This is a genomic window from Candidatus Magnetobacterium casense, assembly GCF_019173545.1.
Classification (GTDB): Bacteria; Nitrospirota; Thermodesulfovibrionia; order Thermodesulfovibrionales; family Magnetobacteriaceae; genus Magnetobacterium; species Magnetobacterium cryptolimnobacter.
This window is the reverse complement of record NZ_JABXWD010000271.1, coordinates 1-4,903: the sequence shown is the minus strand read 5'-3', so window position 1 is coordinate 4,903 and position 4,903 is coordinate 1. Positions and strand designations below refer to the sequence as shown.

Sequence of the window (4,903 nt, the reverse complement as noted above, 5' to 3'; positions counted from 1 at the left end):
TACCACTATCAACCGTGGTTGCAAGGATTTAAGCCACTTTTATACCTGTGTAATATGGCATTGTTACTGTGCGTGAGCAACGTGACCACGTTTGAATGGAGTGCTACCCCCATTGACATTATTCTGACAGATTTAGTGATGGAAAAAGACGATAGCGGGATTAATCTGATCAGGGCTGCCAGAGAAATAGATCAATATGTTATGGCAATTCTTTTTACAGCAAAAAAGGATAAATTGAATAAGGAGACGATAAAAAAAGTCTTTGAGTATGGGGCAATTGATATAGTAGATAAGAGCGCTAAAAATACAGAGGCAGGGGATATTCTACGCTTAAAAACGCGTATTCTTTTGAGTTATCGTCAATTGTTGCAGCAACGCAATTTCTTACGACAGCATTTCGATCCAAGGATCTTTGATGTTATAGAAAAAGACCCCTCTCTACTGGAGGTCTCTCAACGTACAATCACCATAGTGTTTTGGGACATCAGAGGCTTCTCCAAACTGTGCGATATACTAAAGGCACACCCAAAACTTATATCCGGATTCCTGAAGGAATACTACGAATTAGGGGCAGATGTGATATTTAAGCACAACGGTGTCCTGGACAAGTTTATCGGAGATGGCATAATGGCCATGTTTGGCGTCATTAATCACAAAGATGACGATGGTACGTCGGATGCTATCTCTGCCGTTAACGCTGCAAAAGAGTTAAAGCGAAAGTTCAATGACCTCATTAAGTCTTGGCTTCATAAATGGAAACTGTCCATTGCCGAAAATGATATCAATGAGATCGATATAAAATTGGGATGCGGCATACATACCGGAGAAGCTACTGTTGGCAATATCGAGACTAAATCTCGTAATCAATTCACTGCACTTGGCCCTCACGTTAATTTTGCATCCAGAATAGAATCTGCGAGCAAATTAGGTCAAATCCTCGTATCTTCAACTACCGAGCATCGTGTAAAGTCAGACATTTCTATATCGCTTTCTCTTTTTGAGTCTAATTTCGAGGCAAAGAACATTAAAGGAACATTTTCACTTTACAGCGTAAACGAATAACGAGTCGCCCCACTTGCCACCCAGCCCATTATGGGGTCAAGGGGACTGGTCCCCTTGCGGGGGAGGTCAAGGAGGGGGCGGAGCCGCCCTCCTTGTCTCTTCTCTTTCTCCTACGTGCCACCGATAAACATTTCCTGCGTGTACCGGAGCATGTAGTAGTTATTCTTGAACTCACCGATGACAGGCGCTACTGGCAGCCCCTTGAGCAGCCTTACCAGAAACAGCGGACTGTTGGCCCCGGCAGCGATACTCAGGGCAGCTCCACCACCAAATCGGGGATTGACCTCTATGAACTTGACGCACCCGCCATCGAGAAAGCACTGCAACGTGTTGTGTCCGCTGAGATTGAGCTTAACGGCAAGCCTCTCTGCCTCGTCCATCAGTTGAAGGTTCCTGCACGTCTTGCCGACAAAGGACTCCCCGCCAAGGACGACTATCCGCTGACGAGGCACTACCGATATGACCCGTCCGTTTAAGTCCGCAAACAGATCAATCGTGTACTCCTGCGCACGTACAAACTCCTGGACAAGCAGCTCAGGCGTCTCTTCAAGCACCCGTCTGTGCTCCTTGCGTGAGTTGATCAGAAAGATGCCACGACTGCCCTTGCCAATACGTGGCTTGACAAGCAACGGATACGTTATCTCCCTCTCTGCCGCATTTGCTGCATACAACCTTGGTGCAGAAAAACCATGTTGCGTGCAAAACTTGTAAAACAACAATTTGTCCTGACACGTCCTGACAGTCAACGGCGATGACACCATGACCGTGACCCCGATGTCGGCAAACCGCTGCCGGTGTTGCGCAAAGATCGGCAACTCCTCATCTCTGGTTGGTATCAACAGTCCGATCTCATACTCCGTGCAAATCTCAAGCATTCGCAGGATAAACCCGGGGGCGGCATCGGCAGGGACGAGGCAATGCCCATCGGCCATGTACAACGCCGCGGCCAACTCACTGATATCAGCGGCAATGACCTTGCCACCACCCTCCAATGCCAGGGCGACCTTAAAGGCATTGACCAGACTCACCTTGCGGGAGGCGCTTGTTATCAGGACGTTCATTTTGACCCCTTTACCCTTTCGTACTCTGCGATCCGTCGTATGCCCTCACTGACGGATATCGACGGCAGCCATCCGGTTGACTCCTTAAGCCTTGCGAGGTCGGCGCCACTGCGCTCGATCCGTTCCGTTATGCCCTTGTCGATGTAACGCAGGCCTAACTGCGCCTTTAGCACGTCCAACACCTGCGCAATCGTGGTTGACACACCGGAGCCGAGGTTGACAACGCCGTGTGCATCCCCGCTGTCGGCCAGCCGGTAAAGCCCATCGGCTACGTCTGCAGCATATATGAAGTCGAAGGCGTTTTCCTTGTTGTACACCTCCACGACCTGCCCCTCAAGGGCCATCCGAATCCAGCGCGATATCACGTCCTTGGAGCCGCGACCAAACACCCTGTAAATCCGTGCGTTGACGCAGCGCAGGGAGGGATTAACAACCTCGCTGACAAACTGCAATTCCCGCTCGGTGTAATACTTGGATGCCCCCGTGACGTTTCTGGGGCCGACCGTGTCAGCCTCCGTGAGATACCTGGTCGCTGAACCTGTCCCCTCGTGCATATACAGCTCTTTTGCGTAGATAAGATAGCTCGAGGCAAAGACAAACACCGCCACCGTCGGCAACTGTCCTGCAAGTTCAACCATCCGGTGACTGAGCAGCGTGTTGTCCTGCCAGTTCCTGTGCCAGAATCCCGGTGATTCACTCGACCTCTCAAAGCCGGCAGCAAGGTGAAACACCACCTGGGGGGCAAAGTCCCTGATCGGCTCCAATGAGGTAGTTGACAGATCGGCCGTGATGTGCTTGACCCCGCGTTTAATCACATCCGGTGCGACGCACTCCAACGGCTCCCTGTCAATCGAAAGGACCTCAGCGTTATCCTCCGCCAGCAGGGACAGCAGTTGCCGCCCGATAACCCCTGAGCCACCGGTAACCAATATCCGTTTGTTTTTTATCATCTGCGATTCATCTCCATAAAGACCTCCTGGCAGCCATTGCCCGTAACGGTTTGCTGCCCCTTGATACTCATCTCCTTCCGTCGGGTGACATCTGCCATAAGGGCGGTCATCGTCGTGCAAACAGCCTCCTGAGTGGCTGACTCAAACCAGCCGATATCAATAAACAACCCGTGTCTGTTTAATCCGCCAACCAGGTAATCCTCAATTTCGGCCACCCTGCCCACGATACTGGGCACCCCCATAAATGCCAGTTCCCATACGGTTGTCCCACCCGATGTAATTGCCACATCCGCCCACGACATAAGCGACGGCATGTCGGTGGCGTTTTGCACAACCCTCAGTCTGCTTGCCATCGTCACGGCCCTGATGCGCTGGACGTTGGGATTACCCGCACCCACCACCACGTTTGCCTTGAGCCACGGGATGTCTCTTATGGCCAAAAGTATTTTCTCCGTAAAATTGGCCTTGTCTATACCGCCAAGGGTTATGAGGAGGTTCCTGCCCGTGTCGGATATAGGTTTTGTCACAGGACGCAATCTCAAGAATTCCCGCCTCAGCAAGACATATCTGGCGCCCAGGAGCAATTTTGTCCCCCCTGTGCAATTGTAGCGCAGGTCGTGGGCGTGGAGGTTCTGGTTGAGCACGATATCGACGTCGTACCGTGGCAGCCTTGCCATGTCGTCAATTACGGCCACCCTGCATCCACAACTGCGCAAGAACTCGTGGTATGACTCATCAAAATGAACACCATCAGCGACGATCCAGTCGGCCCCCTGGGAGGTCAGGAGGCTTCGTTGCGATGCCTCATCCAGTGGGACAAAGCCAAAACCCTCCGCCTTGAGCCTCTCAATAAGCCCCCCGGGGTCACATCTACCAACAAAGACAACCCTCATCCCGTTGTCCGCCAAGGTCTGCCCCAACGCCAGGCAACGCATCAGATGCCCCGTGCCAATTCCGGCAAAGGCATCCGCCCGCATAACCACCGTATTCATGCCACCTCTGTATGTTATCCGAATGTTATTAAAAGCCTGCCAGACTGCCGTTTACTCAAAGACAACCTATTCAATTTCGCATATGGAATATACCATATGTTTGGCTTTTTTACAAGATATCAACTTTATACGTCAAAAATGAGTTACACTGAAATGACGCAGGTTTTTTCAGGCATGATATTTGACTGACAAAAAATGGGGTCAAGGGGTCAGCGAGGGGCGAGCCGCCCCCGGCTAAATTCCCCCGGCTCAGTGGGGGGCTGGCCCCCTTGCAGGGGGTTCTAAACCTATTCATCCGCCCTACTAAAAAAATCTCCTTGCTAAAATCCTCTGATGACATCATGGGACTACGATATAACAAGGATTTCAGAAAAGTCAATAGCAAAAATTCCAGATACCAGGTAAACCCTCCTGGACTATACTATACCCCTCTGAGATATGCCCACAGGTCACCTGCGGAGGCAGACTTCCTTAACAGCTCTTTAAAGGCCTGTAGTTGTTCTATGTCTCCAAGGGTTCTGACAGCGTCCATAAGTGCGGTTGCCTCATCTGCGTACTTGATCTCAAGAATCACACCTATTCCCTCAATCAACCCCTCTCTCTTTCCCTCGATCAACCCCTTACGTTCGCCTTCTATCAGCCCCTTACGTTCGCCCTCTATCAACCCCTTGCGTTCGCCCTCTACTAATGCTTTTTCAACCGCCTTTTCAATCCTGTACTCTGCTGCACCCTTTTCAATCTGCCTCCTTATCTGCCAATATTCATATACCTCAAAATCTTCCTTGTTCCAGGTGCTCTTGTTAGCTATCTCATAGGCTTCCTTTATCTCAGCGAAGTC

General features: G+C 50.8%; 4 protein-coding genes and 1 pseudogene. 1 reads left to right on the top strand and 4 read right to left on the bottom strand.

The features are described from left to right. Positions 1 to 1,062: adenylate/guanylate cyclase domain-containing response regulator (locus HWQ67_RS13095; protein WP_218253136.1), on the top strand; the 1,062-nt coding region annotated here is incomplete at its 5' end. Positions 1,063 to 1,172: 110 nt separating this feature from the next. Here HWQ67_RS13095 and HWQ67_RS13090 read toward each other — a convergent pair. From HWQ67_RS13090 to HWQ67_RS13075, 4 genes and pseudogenes are all read right to left on the bottom strand, one after another. After that, positions 1,173 to 2,123 carry an ATP-grasp domain-containing protein gene (locus tag HWQ67_RS13090; protein ID WP_218253135.1) on the bottom strand — a complete coding sequence of 317 codons (951 nt, stop codon included), beginning with the start codon at positions 2,121 to 2,123 and terminating at the stop codon, positions 1,173 to 1,175. Next, positions 2,120 to 3,073 (bottom strand): NAD-dependent epimerase/dehydratase family protein, encoded by a 954-nt coding sequence (locus HWQ67_RS13085; RefSeq protein ID WP_218253134.1) that lies wholly within the window; start codon positions 3,071 to 3,073, stop codon positions 2,120 to 2,122. The genes HWQ67_RS13090 and HWQ67_RS13085 overlap by 4 nt, the downstream gene beginning before the upstream one ends. Then, the gene (pseG, locus tag HWQ67_RS13080; RefSeq protein ID WP_218253133.1) at positions 3,070 to 4,065 is read right to left on the bottom strand and encodes a UDP-2,4-diacetamido-2,4,6-trideoxy-beta-L-altropyranose hydrolase; all 996 of its coding nucleotides are present in this window, start codon (positions 4,063 to 4,065) and stop codon (positions 3,070 to 3,072) included. The genes HWQ67_RS13085 and pseG overlap by 4 nt, the downstream gene beginning before the upstream one ends. A 421-nt stretch (positions 4,066 to 4,486) precedes the next feature. Further along, positions 4,487 to 4,903 (bottom strand): annotated as a pseudogene (locus HWQ67_RS13075) (hypothetical protein); the annotation flags it as partial.